The organism is Klebsiella sp. JN_Kp127 (assembly GCF_040062505.1).
GTDB lineage: Bacteria > Pseudomonadota > Gammaproteobacteria > Enterobacterales > Enterobacteriaceae > Klebsiella > Klebsiella quasipneumoniae.
The window spans coordinates 95,866-110,490 of sequence record NZ_JBEAHS010000002.1; the positions used below are offsets into that span (position 1 = coordinate 95,866).

Here is a 14,625-nt window from a genome sequence, read left to right on the forward strand (position 1 = left end):
TTGGTTATATGGTTAAAAAAGGAACCATCTGGCATGCTTTTCACGCTAAAAAAGATCGTCGGCGGTCTGCTGCTGCCGCTTCCTGCCCTGCTGTTGCTGATCGGTATCGGGATCGCCCTGTTATGGTTCAGCCGCTTTCAACGTACCGGGAAGCTGTGCGTGAGCCTCGGCTGGCTGCTGCTGGCGCTGCTGAGCCTGCAGCCCGTGGCAGACAGCCTGCTTAAACCGATAGAAGATCGCTATCCCACCTGGCGCGGCGAGCAGCCGGTGAGCTACGTGGTGGTGCTGGGCGGCGGCTATACCTGGAACCCGGAGTGGGCGCCAAGCTCTAACCTTATCAGCAACAGCCTGCCGCGCCTGACGGAGGGCATTCGCCTGTGGCAGGAGAATCCGGGATCGAAAATGATCTTTACCGGCGCGGCGGCAAAAACCAACCCCGTCAGCACGGCGGAGGCCGGGGCGAGAGTGGCGGAGAGCCTCGGCGTACCGCGCAGCGATATCATCGTGCTCGATAAGCCGAAAGATACGGAAGAGGAAGCGCTGGCGGTGAAGGGCGCCATCGGCGACGCCCCCTTCCTGCTGGTCACCTCGGCGTCACACCTTCCGCGGGCGATGATCTTCTTTCGCCATGCCGGTCTGGATCCGCTGCCCGCACCGGCTAATCAGATGGCGATCACGTCACCGCTCAATCCGTGGGAGCGGGTCATTCCTTCTCCGGTGTGGCTGATGCACAGCGACCGGGTCGGCTATGAAACGCTCGGTCGCGTTTGGCAATGGCTGAAAGGCAGCTCAGGCAAGCCAGGGCAGGAGTGATTTTGCGGCGAGGTCGAAACGGGCGCGGTCAAAGCGCCCGGTATTGACCAGACTATCCACCTCATCCCACAGCAGATAAAGCCAGCGCCGCCAGACAAAGGCCTCGGAAACCGGCGCCTGCTGCAGGTAGCGCCATAGCAGCTGCTCGGCCTGGCCCCCCTCCGCGAGACGGAACAGTTCGTACTCCCGCGGCGCCCAGAGCATCATCCCCGGGCCGACCATCGCCAGCAGCTGGTCGCTGCGCGGATCTTTCAGCATGCTGCGCAGGGTGAAATTGCCGTGCACCAGCACGGCATTATCATTGAAATCGCGGAACAGCTCCGGCAGACACTCGCGAGAGCGGAACAAAACCCGCTTATCCTGCATGGTCAGGCCGGTGTCCTGATACAGGTTCAGGGTGCTCCACAACATCGCCACCCGCTGCCGGTACCAGTTCGGCCACAGATTGTCCTGGGTATTATCGACCATCCCCACGCAGCCGCCGCTGTCCTGACGATGCCAGGCCAGCAGCGCCTCGACGATCTGCTCCTGCAGCTGCTCCCAGCGCGCCGGGGTGCGGGTGGGCGCCTCCACCGGGACGCCGCGCAGGCGCTCAAGCAGCAGCACGTCCGGCCCGGGATGCTCTTCGTGCGTCATCACGCCGTAGACCACCGGCATGCGCACCGTACCGCTGCGCGCCAGAGTGGAGATCTTCCAGGCCAGCTGCCGCGCCACCCCGGGCGTGGTGAAACTTCGCGCCAGCAGCGGCATCGGATTTCCCTGCGCGTCATACAGGGACCACAGCGTCGTAGCGGCTTTTTCACTGACACACTCCACCCGGCTCAGCTTTTCGCCAAGCAGGTGACTGAGTTCGGTTCGCAACTGTTCCATTGTCGATTACCCCTATGAACACTACTGATTTCATAATGAGCGCCCGCACCTGGGTTGTCATCGGATAAGATCAAAAATGGGCAAAAAAAGCATAAAACTAGTGGGGATATCCCCTCCTGCAAGGAGGGGACAGAGGACTAGCGCAGTTCAGCGCGGACGCGCGCCAGATCTTCAGGGGTATCGACGCCGGTACCGGGCACTTCGGCCGCCACGGCGACGTGGATCTTCTCGCCATACCACAGCACCCGCAGCTGCTCGAGCATTTCAATCTGCTCCAGCGGGCTTGGCGCCCAGCTGACGTAGCGGCGAATAAAGCCGGCGCGATAGCCATAGATGCCGATGTGGCGCAGCAGAGAATCACCAATGGCGTCGCGGGAGTGGGCAAAGCGATCGCGATCCCAGGGAATGGTGGCGCGGGAGAAATAGAGCGCATAGCCCTGCGCATCCATCACTACTTTGACCGCATTTGGATTAAACGCCTCTTCCGCATCGTGGATCGGTACCGCCAGCGTCGCCATTCCGCTGGTGCTGGCAGCCAGATTCTCCGCCACCTGGCGGACGATAGCCGGGGGGATCATCGGCTCATCGCCCTGGATATTGACGATGATGGTGTCATCGCTGAACGCGCACTTCTCCACCACCTCCGCCAGCCGTTCGGTGCCGGACTGATGGTCGGCGCGGGTCATGCAGACCTCGCCGCCGGCGGCTTCAACCGCCCGGGCGACATCTTCGTGATCGGTGGCGACAATAATGCGTTCCGCGCCGGATTCGCGGGCGCGCTCCAGCACATGGACAATCATCGGCTTGCCGTTAATGTCCTGCAGTGGTTTTCCCGGCAGGCGCGTGGAGGCGAAACGCGCAGGAATAATGACCACGAAACTCATGAGTGACTCTCTTCTACCGCCAGCGGACGCGCTTCTGTCTCCAGCAGCACAGGGATGCCGTCGCGGAGCGGAAACGCCAGACTATCAAGTTTGCAAATAAGTTCTTGCTTATCCTGACTGTAATACAGCTTACCGTTACAGACCGGGCAGGCGATGATTTCAAGTAAACGGTGATCCATGTTTCCTCCTGATGGACCGGATAGATTTCTCAGCAGCATAACACAGGAAGGTCGGCGCCGGGATCAATCGGCATCGATTTCCCACCCCTGCGTCTGGCCGACAAACAGCCCTTCCGGCAGGCGTCGGCACAGGATCCGCTCTGCCGATTGCCAGCGTGCGAAATCGTTGATCGCCCGGCGCAGCCCCTGCTCCAGACCACGGGTGATCTTCACCCCATCCTCCAGCCACAGGGCGAAGATCTCCAGTTCCCGGCTTTTGCGATGTATTTTACTGTCCATCCGCCCGACCAGTTTTCCCCGGTGCAGCAGAGGCAGTACGAAGTAGCCATACTGACGCTTCGGCGCAGGGGTATAGCACTCCAGGCGATAGCTGAAGTTGAACAGCTGCTCAGCGCGTTTCCGATCCCAGACCACCGGGTCGAAGGGCGAGAGCACGGCGCTATGGCTGGCGGTAAGTTTACCGCCGGGCGCGGACTCCAACTGCGCCAGCGCATCGCGATGCAGCCACATCTCGCCAAGCGCTTCCACGTTGGCCTGGGTCACCAGACCCTCTTCCTGCCAGGCCGCCAGCAGACCCGGTAGCGCCGGCTGACGTAAACGATAGTAATCCGCCAGCCACTGGGGACGAAAGATGCCGAGGCTGCGGGCGCTGTTGCGCAGCATGATGGCCTCTGCGGCGTCGCGGGACAGCGCATCGCGCTCGTCGTCCCAGTGCGGCATCACCCGCCGGGTTAAATCATACACGCGGTGAAAGTTGCGCCGCTCCACCACCATCACTTCCCCGGCGGTAAACAGCCCTTCCAGGTGGCGCTTATGCGGTTTCCACTCCCACCAGCCGCTGGCGCCTTTGCGAGGGTGGGCAAAATCCGCCGAGCGAACCGGCCCGTTTTGGCCGATATGCGCCACCAGCTCTGCAATACTGCCGGCATGCTCCTCCATCCACGCGCGATGATATTTCCAGCCCATCTTGTCGGGGTTCAACATCCGGTGGCGCACAAGGGCGAAATCGCTGCGCGGCAGAAAACAGGCTTCATGCGCCCAGTATTCCATCAGCTCGCCGTTGCGCAGCGACTCATCCAGCCAGTGCTGCGGATAGCTGCCGAGACGGCTGAACAGCACCAGGTAGGGGCTGCGGGCCACCACGTTGATGGTATCGATTTGCAGCAGCGACATCTGCTGGACGGTGGAAAGGATGTCATTTGGGCGAGCGCGACGCCGGGGCTTTTTTAATAACCCCTGCGCCGCGAGATGGAGGTGGCGCGCCTCATTAAGCGATAGTTGCAATACCGACATGCAGGTTCTCCGTCAGGATTTCCAGCACAGCGGCGAGCAAAGCCGGCGCGTCGGTTAACGTTGCGCCAACGTCGCTAAGTCCGCAAGCAACCGCTGTGCGCGTTCATCGGCCATTATGGCGTCGACCGGTAAATACCACCAGTTCGCAGCGGCGAAATCGCGACATTTCACGGCGTCTTTTTCGGTCATCAGCAGCGTCTGACCGGCGGTTACCAGGGCGGCGACATCGGCCTGGCTCAGCGCCTGATGGTCCGCCAGAGCCACGGTTTTGACCGGTTGGACGCCACTGCTTTCGAGGGTGGCGAAAAAGCGCGGCGGATGGCCGATGCCGGCCATTGCCACCACGTTAGTGAAGGTAGAGACATCGCGACGTTCACCGGTGAGCAGGTTGACCGCCATCCCGGGACGCAGCTGCATCGGGATCTCTCCCGGACGCGCCACGCCGCCGTTGACGATAACCGCATCAACGCTTTGCAAGCGCGACGCCCGCTCACGCATCGGCCCGGCAGGCAGCCACCAGCCGTTGCCAAAGCGGCGCACGCCGTCGATGACGACAATTTCCCGGTCCCGCGCCAGCTTATAGTGCTGCAAACCATCGTCGGTCACGATAATCTGCAGATCGTACGCGCTGAGCAGCGATTTCACCGCGTCGCTGCGCAGTGGAGAGACAGCCACCGGCGCGCCGGTGCGCTGATGGATAAGTACCGGTTCATCACCTGCCTGCGCCGTACTGGTCCGGTCAGTTAACACCAGCGGGTAGCGTTCGGCTTTACCGCCGTAGCCGCGGGAGACCACCCCAACGCGAATGCCCCGCTGTTGCAGCTGCTCCACCAGCCAGATCACCACCGGCGTTTTACCATTGCCGCCGGCGGTCAGGTTACCGACCACCACCACCGGCACCGGCGCGCGCCAGGCTTTTTTCCACCCCAGCTGATAACTGAGGCGAATCACCGCGCTCACCAGGCCATACAGCCAGGAGAGCGGCAGCAGCAGGCGCCACAGCGGCGATTCACCGGACCAGATGCGCGCGATCATTCGCCGAATTGCATCTTATGCAGCTGGGCGTATACGCCTTTATGCTCCAGCAGGTCGTGGTGCGTTCCGCGCTCCACGATCCGCCCGTCTTCAACCACCACGATCTCATCAGCCTGCTCAATGGTTGACAGACGGTGGGCGATAACCAGCGAGGTGCGGTTTTTCTGCAGCTCATCCAGCGCCGCCTGAATCGCACGCTCGGACTCGGTATCCAGCGCCGAGGTGGCTTCATCAAGGATCAGGATCGGGCTGTTACGCAGTAGCGCACGGGCGATAGCAATACGCTGGCGCTGGCCGCCGGACAGCATCACGCCATTTTCGCCGATGATGGTATCCAGGCCATTGTCCATCTTGTTGATGAAGTCCATGGCGTAGGCCATCCGCGCAGCCTCTTCAATTTGCTCGCGGCTGTACTCTTCGGTACGGGCATAGGCGATGTTATTAGCGACGGTATCATTGAACAGGTGCACGTTCTGTGAAACCAGCGCGACCTGGTCGCGCAGCGAGCTCAGCTTGTACTCGCGCAGGTCGTGGCCATCCAGCAGGATCTGCCCGTCGTCGACATCGTAGAAGCGTGTGATCAGGCTGGCGATGGTCGATTTACCCGACCCGGAGCGTCCCACCAGCGCCACGGTTTTCCCTTCCGGGATATCGAGATTGATATTGCGCAGCGCGGCCACTTCGCGACCCGGATAGGTAAAGGTGACGTTCTCGAACTTGAGATTGCCTTTCGCCCGCTCAATGACGCGCGTACCTTCGTCTTTTTCCTGCTCGGAATCGAGGATCGCAAACAGCGTCTGGCATGCCGCCATCCCGCGCTGGAACTGGGCATTGACGTTGGTCAGCGACTTCAGCGGACGCATCAGCGCAATCATGGAGGAGAAGACCACGGTAATGGTCCCGGCGGTCAGGGTATCCATCACGCTCGGGAAGCTGGCGGCGTACAGGACAAAGGCCAGCGCCAGAGAGGCGATAAGCTGAATGATCGGGTCGGAGATAGACGAGGCGGAAACCATCTTCATCCCCTGCAGGCGCATTTTATTGCTGACCTTATCAAAACGTTTGGTTTCCACTTCCTGGCCGCCAAACATCAGCACCTCTTTGTGCCCTTTCAGCATCTGCTCGGCGCTGGTGGTGACCTGCCCCATCGTGTTCTGCATATTCTTACTGATATTGCGAAAACGCTTGGAGACCACGCGGATTGCTACCGACACGATAGGCGCCAGTACGATCAGGATCAGCGACAGCTGCCAGCTGTAATAGAACATCATCACGAACAGGCCGATAATCGATGCCCCTTCGCGGACCACGGTGATCAGCGCGCTGGAAGAAGAGGAAGCGACCTGCTCGGAATCATAGGTGATACGTGACAGCAGCGTCCCGGTAGACTGCTTGTCAAAGAATGCCACCGGCATACCCATCATATGGCCGAACAGGCGACGACGCATGGTCATCACCACTTTGCCGGAAACCCAGGAGATACAATAGCTCGAGATGTAGCTGGTGATCCCACGCAGCACCATCAGCCCGATAACCACCAGCGGCATCCATAGCAGCACTGAGCGATCCGTTTTACCAAAACCATCATCCAATAACGGTTTAAGAAGCGATAACATGAAGGTGTCACTGCCCGCGTTAAGCACTAACGCCACCGCCGCTACGATTAGCCCGGCTTTAAACGGTGCAATAATCGGCCAAAGTCGGCGGAAGGTCTGCCACGTGGAGAGATCTTTATCGTTCTGCATTCAATAAACCAGCTTGTGTTGAAATAGCCGCATATTCTACCCGTTATCGGCGGGCGCGCCAAACCACTGATGATACCAACGTGGTAAAACTTGATCCCGTAAGCTATGGATTTGCCACCCTTCTGCAGAAAAAACCACCGTTATCTGCCCCTGCTGCGGCGTGGCGAACCAGCGATACCCCCGCTGGCGATAACGCTGAACGACCTTCTGCGAGGGCATCCGCCACGCATTGTAGCGCGAAGCGGAAACCAGCGCGGCCGCGCCATCCACCCGCCGGATCAGCAGCTCGCTGGAGGAGGTGTTGCTGCCGTGATGGGGAACCTGAATAAGTGTAGACGCCAGATGCTGCCAGTAGCGGCTGATCATCGCCTGCTCCGCCTGACGTTCTATATCGCCGGTCAGCAGGATGCTGGAGCGACCGTCATCGATCCGCACCACGCAGGAGTGATTATTTCCCTTTGCCGTGCTGCCCGGCAGCGGCCACAGCGCCTGGAAAGTGAGTCCCTGCCACTGCCAGCGCTCGCCGCGATGGCACGGCAGATGACCCGACCAGCCTGGCGGGCTGCGCACCCACGCCTGCGGCCATGCCTGCAGCACCGATTCGAGGCCGCCGCGATGGTCAAGATGCTCGTGGCTCAGCATAATCCCCTGCAGCTGCAGATGGTGCCAGCGCAGCCACGGGATAATCACCTGTCGACCGCTGTCGCCCTGCGGCCATGCCGGCCCGGTATCGTACAATAACGCCTTGCCGTAACGCTCGATCACCATCGCCAGCCCCTGCCCGACATCCAGCATCGTCACCTGCCATTGGTCCGCGGGCGGTTGCCGGCTGAATGGCCGCGTCAGCAAAAACAGCACGCTCAGACACAGCGCCGGCGAATGTCGCCAGCTCTGAAAACGCCAGCCCATCACCAGCAGCCACGGCAGGCTACTGATCCAGAGCCAGCGGGCATCCAACGTCAGCCAGCCGTCCGGTAAACGTCGTAACCCCCAGAACAATACCGCCAGCACGCGATCGGCTGCCAGCCAGATCAGCGACGCTACCATCTCCGGTCCAGTGAGATGCAGCAGCATTCCGGCGAGAATGAGCGGCACCGCCAGCAGGGTCACTAACGGTACCGCCAGCAAATTGGCGGCCATCGACGTCAGGCTTATGCCGTGGAAGAGCAGCAGTTGCAGCGGCAGCAGCAGCAGCGTCACGCCAGCCTGCAAATGCACGAGGGCGAACAGGGCTTTCCACGGCCAGCGCCAGCGGCTGTCAGGCAGCGGTAACCACTGGTACCAGAAGATCAGCCCCGCCACGGCGAAGGCGGATAGCCACAGGCTTTGCGACAACACCGCCAACGGATCGGCAACCAGTATCGCCCCCAAACAGCAGAGCCACACCTGCCACGCCGTCCAGCGTTGACCCGACAAACGTAAAGCACAGCAGACCGCAAGCCCTACGCAAGTGCGCAGGGCCGGCGGCTGCATACCGGTCAGCCAGGCATAGCCGACGGCGCCCGCCAGCCCGGCCAGCAGCGGTAGCCGCCAGCCGATCCAGCGCCCCGGTAAAAGTGACTGTAATCCGCGCAGCAGGAGCACGATCAGGGAAGCCGCGAGGGCAATATGCAAACCGGAGATAGCCATCAGATGGGAGGTGCCTGTGTTCTGCATCAGGACCTTTATCTCCGCCGGCAGCGCCAGCCGCTCCCCCATTCCCAGCCCCAGCATCACCGGATGCCAGGGATAAGTCTGCAATCGCCGGGTCAGCGACGCCAGGTAGCGGGCGCGCAGACTGCAGCGGGTATCCAGCGCGGAAGCGGCGACGATCCCCCCGCTCAGCGGCCGATGCTGAGCCAGCGCATAGCGCTGGCTGTCGAAGCCCCCGTCATTGAGCTGCCCATGCACCGGCCGCAGGCGCAGCGTCATCATCCAGCGCTGCCCCTCGCAGACGGGCGCAGGTGCAAGTTCCCCGTATAAAGTCACGCCAACCGGAGGGAACAGGAAACGACCCGCCAGGCGCACAATCTGCCCGCGGTGCAGGGTCTGACTATCCGTCTCGTGAAGGATCACTTCCGCCTGACGGACGGCGCCGGTGAGGTGCTGCGTTGGCCACAGCGCCTGATACGCGCTTAAAACTCCCCAGACCATCAGCAGAAGCGTCACCGCCACAACGGCGACGACCGTCCCGCGCAGACGGGTCAGAAACATCGCCAGTACGCCGGCGACCGCCAGAGTGCCCGGCCCCGGCAACGCGGGTAGCCAGAGTAGCGGCAGTATTGCGATGATGGCGCATCCGGCAAGCCATGGTAGACGCATAAACACCTCCCTGTGAGCGGGCAGTGTTACGCAAAGCGAGGCTGGCGTCCTGGGGCAGTATTCAGGCGCGCGTGCAGCGTTCCAGACATTCGTCACGCTTGCAGTCAGGCACTTTTGTTTTGCGAGGCGGGACGCAAATGGCAGGTACAAAAAAAGCACCCAAAGGTGCTTTTATCGTCAGGCAGGTTGCACGTCGTGCAACTCACCCTTCATAAATATTGGCGCGGTCACGTAATTCTTTCCCGGGCTTAAAGTGCGGAACGTACTTACCTTCCAGTTCGACTTTATCACCAGTTTTCGGGTTACGTCCGGTGCGAGGTGCTCGATAGTGCAGAGAGAAGCTGCCGAAACCGCGGATTTCAATGCGCTCACCTTGAGCAAGCGTTGAGGCCATATGTTCCAGCATTTCTTTAACAGCATCTTCCACCGCTTTCGCCGGAATGTGAGATTGCTGGCTGGCAAGTCTTTCAATCAATTCTGACTTGGTCATTATTCCTCCGGTTTCCTTCAAGGCAAAAATTAGCTAACAGCTTAAACAAGGGCGGCCGTAGCCGCCCTTTGTGCTTGATTACAGGACGAATCCTGCAATCTGTCAAGTAAACTCGTCACTATTCAGGTTGTTATTACCTGAATGACAAAGATTACTCGCCTTTCGCTGCTTTGAACGCTTCAGCCATGGCGTTGTTGGAGAAGTTCGCGTCTTCCTGCTTGTTCACGGTAGCGATAGCGTCTTTTTCTTCCGCTTCGTCTTTCGCACGTACAGACAGGCTCACTACGCGGTTCTTACGATCCACGCCAGTGAATTTCGCTTCAACTTCGTCGCCAACGCTCAGAACCAGAGTTGCGTCTTCAACGCGGTCACGGGATGCTTCAGAAGCACGCAGGTAACCTTCTACGCCGTCAGCCAGTTCTACGGTTGCGCCTTTAGCGTCAACTGCAGTCACTTTACCAACAACGATAGCGCCTTTCTTGTTCAGAGCAACGTAGTTGTTGAACGGATCTTCCGCCAGCTGTTTAACGCCCAGGGAGATACGCTCACGCTCTGCGTCAACCTGCAGAACAACTGCTGCGATTTCGTCGCCTTTTTTGTATTCACGAACTGCTTCTTCGCCTGCAACGTTCCAGGAGATGTCAGACAGGTGAACCAGGCCGTCGATGCCGCCGTCCAGGCCGATGAAGATACCGAAGTCAGTGATAGACTTGATTTTACCTTCAACACGGTCGCCCTTGTTGTGGGTTTCCGCGAACTGCTGCCATGGGTTAGATTTGCACTGCTTCAGACCCAGGGAGATACGACGACGTTCTTCGTCGATATCCAGAACCATTACTTCCACTACGTCGCCAACGTTAACAACTTTGGACGGGTGGATGTTTTTGTTGGTCCAATCCATTTCGGAAACGTGAACCAGGCCTTCAACGCCTTCTTCGATTTCAACGAAGCAGCCGTAGTCGGTCAGGTTGGTCACGCGACCGGTCAGTTTGGTACCTTCCGGATAACGTTTAGCGATAGCTACCCACGGATCTTCGCCCAGCTGTTTCAGGCCCAGGGATACACGGGTACGCTCGCGGTCGAACTTCAGCACTTTAACAGTGATTTCGTCGCCAACGTTTACGATTTCGCTCGGATGCTTAACGCGTTTCCAGGCCATATCGGTGATGTGCAGCAGGCCGTCAACGCCGCCCAGATCAACGAATGCACCGTAGTCAGTGAGGTTCTTAACGATACCTTTGACTTCCATGCCTTCCTGCAGGTTTTCCAGCAGCTGATCGCGCTCTGCGCTGTTTTCGGATTCGATAACGGCACGACGAGAAACAACAACGTTGTTACGCTTCTGGTCCAGCTTGATGACTTTGAACTCAAGCTCTTTGCCTTCCAGGTGCAGCGTGTCGCGCACCGGACGAACGTCTACCAGGGAACCCGGCAGGAACGCACGAATACCGTTCAGCTCAACAGTGAAGCCACCTTTAACTTTGCCGTTGATAACACCGGTAACAGTTTCAGCGTCTTCGTAAGCTTTTTCCAGCGTGATCCAAGCTTCGTGACGTTTAGCTTTCTCACGGGACAGCAGAGTTTCACCGAAGCCGTCTTCTACTGCATCCAGAGCAACGTCAACTTCGTCACCAACCTGGATTTCCAGCTCGCCCTGGGCGTTTTTGAACTGCTCAGCCGGGATGGCGGACTCAGATTTCAGACCGGCGTCAACCAGTACTACGTCTTTGTCGATAGCAACAACAACACCACGAACGATGGAACCCGGGCGGGTTTCGATTTCTTTTAAGGATTCTTCAAACAGTTGAGCAAAAGATTCAGTCATGTTTAATCTTCAGGTTAATATTAACGTCCACCTGGCTCCGTGCCGGATGGGGTTGTTTCACATACCCGCTGACCATCCATTGCCGCGGGGTACTGCTATAATTCGGAGGCTTCGGCGCGTGACCGGTTAAGGCTTACGCAACGGCCAATTTTTCGCGCGCATATTGTAGCGCTTTTTCAATCACTTGCTCAATGTTTAGTTCGGTTGAATCGAGAACTAATGCATCGGCAGCCGGGACAAGCGGCGCCACGGCGCGATTTCTATCGCGATCGTCACGCTCTTTTATCTCGGACAAAAGACGTTCAAAGTTAACATCAAAGCCCTTTTCCTGCAACTGCCGCATGCGGCGATGCGCCCGCTCATCGGCCGAGGCATCGAGGAAAATTTTCACCGGCGCGTCCGGGAAAACCACCGTGCCCATATCGCGCCCGTCGGCAATCAGCCCCGGCAGCTCACGAAAGGCGCGCTGGCGGCGCAGCAGCGCTTCGCGAACGCGAGGGAAAGCCGCCACTTTCGAGGCGGCGTTCGCGACCTCCTGGGTGCGAATTTCGCCGCTGACATCTTCCCCTTCCAGCACCACTTCCAGGTTGCCGTCAGTAGAAATAAAGCGCACGTCAAGATGGGCAGCCAGGGGCACCAGCGCCTCTTCGGACTCCACGTCAACATGATGATGCAGCGCCGCCAGCGCCAGAACGCGGTAGATCGCGCCTGAATCTAACAGATGCCAGCCCAGCGCTTCCGCCATTGCCTTGCACAACGTACCTTTACCCGCACCGCCAGGCCCATCAATGGTGATTACCGGAACTGTTGCCGTCATCTTTTTCTCCTTCAGCAAGGCGCATAAATATCTAAACGCCGCGCATTATACGCATCTCTTCGGCGGAAAGTGAGTCTTGCTTTTAAATTACAGATAACTGGAAATCTCATGCGGAAGAATTGAGCAATTATAGCGGGCTGATTGAGCATCAGCCCGGAAGATGAGGGAGTTTTACTTTTTATCTGCAGCGATACGGTCGCGGATATGCTGCGCGCGTTCAGCTGAAGGCGGGTGTGAATCGAACAGAGATTTACTGTGGCCGGCGTCAAGGCTGGCCAGTTTTTCGAAGCTGCCCACCAGCCCCTGAGTGCTGATGTTGCGTTTTTTCAGCAGATCGTAAGAGAAATCATCAGCATCCGACTCCTGCGAGCGGGAGAACGCAGAGTTGATCATTCCCTCAGCGATATCGCCCAACTGAGATTTAGACAAGTTTGCAGCCGCTTCGCTGGTCGCTGAAATTGCATCGCGTGCGGCAATAGTCGCATACGCGGTTTGCATCGCTTTGCGCGAGTGTCCGAGCGCTACGTGACCCAGCTCATGGCCCAGAACCGCTTCAACTTCATTATCGGTCATCATGTCCATCAGGCCGCTATAGACGCGGACGCAGCCGTTGGCCATTGCCCAGGCGTTGACGTCGGATGTCATGTAAACCTTATAGGTTACCGGCGTGCCGTTGATATTATTTCCTAACGCTTTGGCAATTTTGTTCAGACGTTTGGTGTACTTACTTGATGCACTAGCCAGTTTATTTTCACTATCCATTTGCTTACAGGCATCGTCGGAAAGCGTTTTGACTTCAGAGTCAGAAAGCGTCGCCGCTTTGTAAGCCGTCATTCCTGAATTGACGAGGGCGTTGGTGTCCATCCCCTGCATATTTTTACAACCTGCCAACAACGTGGCGGAAACGGCCAAAGCCAGCATTACTTTTGTATTTCTCATATCAATCATCCATTGATTAGCATAATAAATTCTTATAAATCCTATATTTACAAGCAAGCAAGGCTAGCATTTAGTTTCCTGTCCGACAAGCAGAGATAAAAAAAACGCCGACCTGAAGGTCGGCGTTTTTACCTTAAATTCGCGTCATTCAGGCCGGCGTACTGATCCGCGCCAGTTGCTCAAAATAGTCGGGGAAGGTTTTCGCCGTACACTTCGGATCAAGGATGGTCACCGGCGTATCAGACAGCGCCACCAGCGAGAAGCACATCGCCATCCGGTGGTCGTTATAGGTGCCGATTTCAGCATACTTCAGCGTCGCCGGCGGGGTAATGCGAATATAATCTTCACCCTCTTCCACCTCGGCGCCCACTTTACGCAACTCGGTCGCCATAGCGAACAGACGGTCCGTCTCCTTGACCCGCCAGTTGTAGATATTGCGCAGCGTGGTGGTCCCTTGCGCGAACAGCGCGGCGGTGGCGATGGTCATCGCGGCGTCCGGGATATGGTTCATATCCATATCGATAGCCTTGAGCTCGCCACGGGTACAGGCGATGAAATCGTCGCCCCAGGTGACGGTGGCGCCCATTTTTTCCAGTACGTCGGCGAAACGAATATCGCCCTGTACGCTGCCGCGGCCGATACCGGTGACTTTCACCGTGCCGCCCTTAATGGCGCCAGCGGCAAGGAAATACGAGGCCGATGAAGCATCCCCTTCCACCAGGTAATCCCCCGGCGACTGATACTGTTGCTTGCCGCGCACCACAAAGCGCTGATAAGACTGGTTGTCCACCTCAACCCCGAAGGTTTTCATCAGGTGCAGCGTAATGTCGATATAGGGTTTTGACACCAGATCGCCCTTAATGGCGATCACGGTATCCTGCGGCGCCAGCGGCGCGGTCATCAGCAGCGCGGTCAGGAACTGGCTGGAGACGCTGCCGTCAACTTCAACATTGCCCCCCTGGAACCCCCCGCGCAGGCGCAGCGGCGGATAATTTTCCTGCTCCAGATAGTCGATCTGAGCGCCGCCCTGACGCAGGGCATCCACCAGATGGCCGATCGGGCGCTCTTTCATTCGCGGCTCGCCGGTCAGCACGATATCGTTGCTGCCAAGGCACAGGGCTGCCGCCAGCGGGCGCATCGCGGTACCGGCGTTGCCGAGGAACAGCTCCAGCGCCGCTGCGGCATGCAGCGGGCCGCCGTTGCCGGTCACTTCACAGCGGGTACGTTCAGCAGACAGGGTGTATTGAACCCCCAGCGCACTCAGGGCATTCAGCATATGGCGCACATCGTCGCTGTCCAGCAGGTTGGTCAGCACCGTCGTGCCGCGGGCCAGGGCGGCCAGCAGCAGCGCGCGGTTGGAGACGCTTTTCGAACCTGGCAGGTTCACGGTGCCCTCTACGCGTGCGATGGGTTGTAACGTCAGGGAATCCATCA

At 58.7% G+C, this 14,625-nt stretch carries 13 protein-coding genes; 1 reads left to right on the plus strand and 12 read right to left on the minus strand.

The genetic code is table 11. From position 1 onward, the window contains the following. Positions 1-33 precede the first annotated feature (33 nt). Positions 34-813: an envelope biogenesis factor ElyC gene (gene elyC / locus ABLV04_RS01390; protein ID WP_023289026.1), complete on the plus strand. Its 780-nt coding sequence runs from the start codon at positions 34-36 to the stop codon at positions 811-813. Here elyC and ABLV04_RS01395 read toward each other — a convergent pair. The 12 genes from ABLV04_RS01395 to aroA all read right to left on the minus strand — a co-directional run bounded on the left by ABLV04_RS01395 (position 790) and on the right by aroA (position 14,623). Next, positions 790-1,683: a YcbJ family phosphotransferase gene (locus tag ABLV04_RS01395; protein WP_180265784.1), complete on the minus strand. Its 894-nt coding sequence runs from the start codon at positions 1,681-1,683 to the stop codon at positions 790-792. The two genes, elyC and ABLV04_RS01395, sit on opposite strands and share 24 nt — an antisense overlap. Before the next feature lie 137 nt (positions 1,684-1,820). Beyond that, the gene (kdsB, locus tag ABLV04_RS01400; protein ID WP_023289025.1) at positions 1,821-2,567 is read right to left on the minus strand and encodes a 3-deoxy-manno-octulosonate cytidylyltransferase; all 747 of its coding nucleotides are present in this window, start codon (positions 2,565-2,567) and stop codon (positions 1,821-1,823) included. Then, complete coding sequence (ycaR, locus tag ABLV04_RS01405; protein ID WP_004201390.1) at positions 2,564-2,746, minus strand: protein YcaR; 183 nt, start codon at positions 2,744-2,746, stop codon at positions 2,564-2,566. Before ycaR ends, kdsB begins: the two co-directional genes overlap by 4 nt. 63 nt (positions 2,747-2,809) lie before the next feature. Then, positions 2,810-4,039 carry a winged helix-turn-helix domain-containing protein gene (locus ABLV04_RS01410; RefSeq protein WP_072421958.1) on the minus strand — a complete coding sequence of 410 codons (1,230 nt, stop codon included), beginning with the start codon at positions 4,037-4,039 and terminating at the stop codon, positions 2,810-2,812. 54 nt (positions 4,040-4,093) lie between these two features. Continuing rightward, positions 4,094-5,074, minus strand: coding sequence for a tetraacyldisaccharide 4'-kinase (gene lpxK, locus ABLV04_RS01415; RefSeq protein WP_023289023.1), 981 nt, complete (start codon positions 5,072-5,074; stop codon positions 4,094-4,096). Next, a complete protein-coding gene (gene msbA / locus ABLV04_RS01420; protein WP_004201387.1) occupies positions 5,071-6,819 on the minus strand; it encodes a lipid A ABC transporter ATP-binding protein/permease MsbA in 1,749 nt (582 codons plus the stop codon). Before msbA ends, lpxK begins: the two co-directional genes overlap by 4 nt. Before the next feature lie 36 nt (positions 6,820-6,855). Continuing rightward, complete coding sequence (locus ABLV04_RS01425; protein WP_180265785.1) at positions 6,856-9,120, minus strand: ComEC family protein; 2,265 nt, start codon at positions 9,118-9,120, stop codon at positions 6,856-6,858. Positions 9,121-9,322: 202 nt separating this feature from the next. Then, positions 9,323-9,610: an integration host factor subunit beta gene (ihfB, locus tag ABLV04_RS01430; RefSeq protein WP_002898165.1), complete on the minus strand. Its 288-nt coding sequence runs from the start codon at positions 9,608-9,610 to the stop codon at positions 9,323-9,325. Between the two features lie 151 nt (positions 9,611-9,761). Continuing rightward, entirely contained in the window at positions 9,762-11,435 is a 1,674-nt protein-coding gene (gene rpsA / locus ABLV04_RS01435; RefSeq protein ID WP_002898162.1) for a 30S ribosomal protein S1, read from the minus strand. A 133-nt stretch (positions 11,436-11,568) separates the two neighbouring features. Next, positions 11,569-12,252, minus strand: a complete 684-nt coding sequence (cmk, locus tag ABLV04_RS01440; protein ID WP_023289021.1) for a (d)CMP kinase — start codon at positions 12,250-12,252, stop codon at positions 11,569-11,571. A 171-nt stretch (positions 12,253-12,423) separates the two neighbouring features. Then, the gene (locus tag ABLV04_RS01445; RefSeq protein WP_049014842.1) at positions 12,424-13,191 is read right to left on the minus strand and encodes a M48 family metallopeptidase; all 768 of its coding nucleotides are present in this window, start codon (positions 13,189-13,191) and stop codon (positions 12,424-12,426) included. A 148-nt stretch (positions 13,192-13,339) separates the two neighbouring features. After that, positions 13,340-14,623 carry a 3-phosphoshikimate 1-carboxyvinyltransferase gene (gene aroA, locus ABLV04_RS01450; RefSeq protein WP_348815268.1) on the minus strand — a complete coding sequence of 428 codons (1,284 nt, stop codon included), beginning with the start codon at positions 14,621-14,623 and terminating at the stop codon, positions 13,340-13,342. Positions 14,624-14,625: the final 2 nt, after the last annotated feature.

Bases quoted from the DNA above. Each gene is read 5' to 3' on its own strand.
- elyC (WP_023289026.1), top strand. From the start codon at position 34: ATGCTTTTCACGCTAAAAAAGATCGTCGGCGGTCTGCTGCTGCCGCTT.
- ABLV04_RS01395 (WP_180265784.1), bottom strand. From the start codon at position 1,683: ATGGAACAGTTGCGAACCGAACTCAGTCACCTGCTTGGCGAAAAGCTG.
- kdsB (WP_023289025.1), bottom strand. From the start codon at position 2,567: ATGAGTTTCGTGGTCATTATTCCTGCGCGTTTCGCCTCCACGCGCCTG.
- ycaR (WP_004201390.1), bottom strand. From the start codon at position 2,746: ATGGATCACCGTTTACTTGAAATCATCGCCTGCCCGGTCTGTAACGGT.
- ABLV04_RS01410 (WP_072421958.1), bottom strand. From the start codon at position 4,039: ATGTCGGTATTGCAACTATCGCTTAATGAGGCGCGCCACCTCCATCTC.
- lpxK (WP_023289023.1), bottom strand. From the start codon at position 5,074: ATGATCGCGCGCATCTGGTCCGGTGAATCGCCGCTGTGGCGCCTGCTG.
- msbA (WP_004201387.1), bottom strand. From the start codon at position 6,819: ATGCAGAACGATAAAGATCTCTCCACGTGGCAGACCTTCCGCCGACTT.
- ABLV04_RS01425 (WP_180265785.1), bottom strand. From the start codon at position 9,120: ATGCGTCTACCATGGCTTGCCGGATGCGCCATCATCGCAATACTGCCG.
- ihfB (WP_002898165.1), bottom strand. From the start codon at position 9,610: ATGACCAAGTCAGAATTGATTGAAAGACTTGCCAGCCAGCAATCTCAC.
- rpsA (WP_002898162.1), bottom strand. From the start codon at position 11,435: ATGACTGAATCTTTTGCTCAACTGTTTGAAGAATCCTTAAAAGAAATC.
- cmk (WP_023289021.1), bottom strand. From the start codon at position 12,252: ATGACGGCAACAGTTCCGGTAATCACCATTGATGGGCCTGGCGGTGCG.
- ABLV04_RS01445 (WP_049014842.1), bottom strand. From the start codon at position 13,191: ATGAGAAATACAAAAGTAATGCTGGCTTTGGCCGTTTCCGCCACGTTG.
- aroA (WP_348815268.1), bottom strand. From the start codon at position 14,623: ATGGATTCCCTGACGTTACAACCCATCGCACGCGTAGAGGGCACCGTG.